We start from the raw sequence: 4,180 nt of genomic DNA, 5'->3' as shown, positions 1-4,180 counted from the left end.
AGCGACTTAGAAAACGCCTATCAACTCGGACAACTCATCGCCGAAGCAGGATGGATATTGCTAACTGGCGGTAGAAAGGTCGGCGTCATGGATGCCGCCAACAAGGGAGCAAAATCAGCTAACGGTTTAACAGTCGGCTCTTCTCCCTTTTTCATGATTATTATATGTAAAAATACTTAGTAATTAATAAAATCGAATTAGACTTTTCCGAGATATTACTTATGTGCTAGTTTATTAAAATTGATATTATTTTTGTTTATTACATGATATTCTAAGAAATAGAATTTTTTTATAGCGGCAACCGATAGAAAATGGCATTTGTGCCATTTTCTATCCCCACAATCTTTTTATCAATAGAAGGCTTAACCTCTCATGGCTACAAATTTTAGATCAGATCGTGTAATAGTCAAACTGAAGCCTATCGCGTCTTCAAGTGCAATTACCAACTTGCAGGCAGTAATCGGAGTCACAAAAGTCACCAAAGCCTCACAAGTTGGGATTGACATTTGGCAGATTCCTTCAGGAAAGGTTGAAGAAACAATATCCGCTTATAAAAATGATCCCCGCGTTGAATACATAGAGCCGGATTATATTATCACCCTTGATGATGTCCAAACAACGAGTCCTACTCAAGAAAAATTAGCAACAATTACACCCCAAACCACAACTCCCAATGATCCTGGCTATTCCCAATTATGGGGACTCAACAACACAGGTCAAACTGGGGGAACAGCCGATGCAGACATCGATGCCTCCGAAGCGTGGGATATTCAAAAGGGAAACCCAAACACAGTTATTGGCGTTATTGATACAGGAGTGGATTACAACCATCCCGACTTAGTGGGCAATATCTGGACAAATCCAGGGGAAATCGCCGGAGATGGCATCGATAACGACAATAACGGATATATTGATGATGTTCGCGGCTGGGACTTTGCCTATAACGACAATGACCCGATGGATGTGGACGGACATGGCACCCATGTTTCGGGAACCATTGCCGGAAAAGGCAATAACAGCGTTGGAGTGACAGGGGTTGCCTGGAATGCCAAGATTATGCCACTTAAGTTTTTAGATGATAGTGGTTATGGCAACACATCTGATGCGATTTTGGCAATTAATTATGCTACGGCGAAGGGCGTCAAACTTACTAATAACTCTTGGAGTGGGGGAGACTACAGTCAAGCCCTATCCGATGCCATCAATACCGCCGGACAACAGGGGGCTTTATTTATTGCTGCGGCAAGTAATGACTACGGACAGAACAATGACATAATACCTGCTTATCCTGCCAGCTACAATCCATCTAATATTATCTCTGTTGCCTCAACCACCAGCACCGATGGACTCTCATATTTCTCCAACTTTGGACCCACCAGTGTTGATTTAGGAGCGCCCGGTTCTGAGATTTATAGCACCACACCCGGAGGAAATTATGGCCTGTTGTCTGGGACATCCATGGCAGCTCCCCATGTCACCGGCGCGGCGGCGTTGCTGTGGTCTCAAAATCCGACTTGGACAGCACAGCAAGTTAAAAACAGGCTGCTGGAAACAACTGATGCTATTTCTGCTCTTAGTGGTAAGACGGTTTCAGGGGGTCGGTTGAACATTAACAATGCTTTGGGGGGCTCTACCCCACCAGGATCGAGCGCCAATGATAACTTTACGAACCGGATTGTGCTAAGTGGCGTACCTGTGAGTACAACCGGCTCAAATATTGGAGCCACTGGAGAAGTAGGTGAACCTAGCCAAAGTGGGACAACTAACTCAGTTTGGTGGTCTTGGACAGCACCGAGTAGCGGGACTTTTAATATTGACACCAGAAGCAGTAATTTCGATACTTACTTGTCGGTTTTCACGGGTTCTGCGGTTAATAACCTAACTCTGATTGGCTCCAATGATGATGGGGGAGGGAATTTGACTAGCCTGCTTAGCCTGAATGCGACAGCCGGGACAACCTATCAAATAGCTGTTGATGGTTTTAGCAGTAATACCGGTCAGATTCAACTTAATATTGTCGTTCCCCCTCCACCCAATGACAATTTTGCCAACCGAATTGCTTTGACAGGTGCAACAGCCAACGGTACAGGCTCCAATGTAGGAGCAACAGGAGAAATAAGCGAACCGTCCCAAAGTGGGACAACTAACTCGGCGTGGTGGTCTTGGACAGCACCGAGTAGCGGGACTTTTACTATTGACACCAGAAGCAGTAATTTCGATACTTACTTGTCGGTTTTTACGGGTTCTGCGGTTAATAACCTCAGTCTGATTGGCTCCAATGATGATGGGGGAGGGAATTTGACTAGCCTGCTTAGCCTGAATGCGACAGCCGGGACAACCTATCAAATAGCTGTTGATGGTTTTAGCAGTAATACCGGTCAGATTCAACTTAATATCGCTCCAACTGGCGATACCATCGCACCCACAGCCAGCAGTTTCAACCCCGTTGATAATGCTACAGGGGTTGCCGTTGGTGCGAACTTAGTCCTCAACTTCAGCGAAGCCATTCAAAAAGGTGCAGGCAATCTTATCATTAAGAAAGTTTCTGATAATTCTGTGGTAGAAACCATCCCAGCAACTGCGGCTAATATCACTGTCAGTGACAGTCAACTCACGATTAACCCAACAGCAGATTTAGGGCAAAACACAGAATACTACGTGGAAATTGCCAACGATGCAATTAAAGATTTAGCTGGCAACAATTATGCTGGTATTACCGGAAATAGCACTTGGAATTTCACCACTACAGGCCCAAGTGTTTTGAATGATAAGTTTGCCAACCGGATTGTGCTAAGTGGCGTACCTGTGAGTACAACCGGCTCAAATATTGGAGCCACTGGAGAATTCGGTGAACCTAGCCAAAGTGCAACCACTAACTCAGTTTGGTGGTCTTGGACAGCACCGAGTAGCGGGACTTTTAATATTGACACCAGAAGCAGTAATTTCGATACTTACTTGTCGGTTTTCACGGGTTCTGCGGTTAATAACCTAACTCTGATTGGCTCCAATGATGATGGGGGAGGGAATTTGACTAGCCTGCTTAGCCTGAATGCGACAGCCGGGACAACCTATCAAATAGCTGTTGATGGTTTTAGCAGTAATACCGGTCAGATTCAACTTAATATTGTCGTTCCCCCTCCACCCAATGACAATTTTGCCAACCGAATTTCTTTGACAGGTGTAACAGCCAACGGTACAGGCTCAAATGTAGGAGCAACAGGAGAAATAAGCGAACCGTCCCAAAGTGGGACAACTAACTCGGCATGGTGGTCTTGGACAGCACCCCGTAGCGGGACTTTTACTATTGACACCAACAACAGTAATTTCGATACTTACTTGTCGGTTTTCAGTGGTGATGCGGTTAATAACCTCAGTCTGATTGGCTCCAATGATGATGGTGGAGGGAATAACACTAGCCTGCTTAGCTTGAATGCGACAGCCGGGACAACCTATCAAATAGCTGTTGATGGTTTTAGCAGTGCTACAGGTTCGGTTCAACTTAATATTGCACCCGATATTGCAGCCGCCGATACAAATGGCTCTGCTGGCGCTGATAACTTAATCGGAACTGCCAATCCAGAAACCATCAATGGATTGGCCGGCAACGACACCCTCAACGGAGCTGCTGGAAACGACACCCTTAATGGTAACGAGGATAATGATAGTTTAGACGGAGGACTTGGACTCGACCAACTTACAGGCGGATTGGGTAACGATATTTACGTTGTGGATCATCCCGGAGATGTCGTCAGTGAACTTCCAGCTCAAGGAACCGACTTGGTGCAATCTGGCGTCCCCTACACCTTACCTGCTGAAGTTGAAAACCTCACTTTAACAGAGCTCATTGCGATTAACGGTACCGGAAATACTTTAGCCAACATCATCAGCGGCAGCGTCGGTTCTAATTTCCTCAATGGATTGGCCGGCAACGACACCCTCAACGGGGCTGCTGGAGACGACATGCTTTATGGTAACGAGGATAATGATCGTTTAAACGGAGGACCCGGAGCCGACCAACTTACAGGCGGATTGGGTAACGATATTTACGTTGTGGATAATGCAGGAGATGCCGTCACTGAACTTGCAGGTGAGGGAATCGACGAGGTGCGCTCAACTATCACCTACACCTTACCTGCACAAGTTGAAAACCTCCGTTTAGAAGGCACCGCTGCGATTAACG

Annotated in this window: 1 protein-coding gene and 1 pseudogene; both read left to right on the top strand. The window is 46.0% G+C overall.

Annotated elements, in window-relative coordinates:
- Positions 1-147: pseudogene (locus QUB04_RS32150) on the top strand (SLOG cluster 4 domain-containing protein); the annotation flags it as partial.
- Positions 148-372: 225 nt separating this feature from the next.
- A partial coding sequence (locus QUB04_RS32145; protein ID WP_445301108.1) for a S8 family serine peptidase occupies positions 373-4,180 on the top strand: 3,808 nt, incomplete at its 3' end.

It is taken from the genome of Microcoleus sp. D2_18a_B4 (assembly GCF_036702475.1).
Classification (GTDB): Bacteria; Cyanobacteriota; Cyanobacteriia; order Cyanobacteriales; family Microcoleaceae; genus Microcoleus.
The sequence above is the reverse complement of the archived record's forward strand: the minus strand, read 5'-3'. Positions and strand labels throughout refer to the sequence as shown.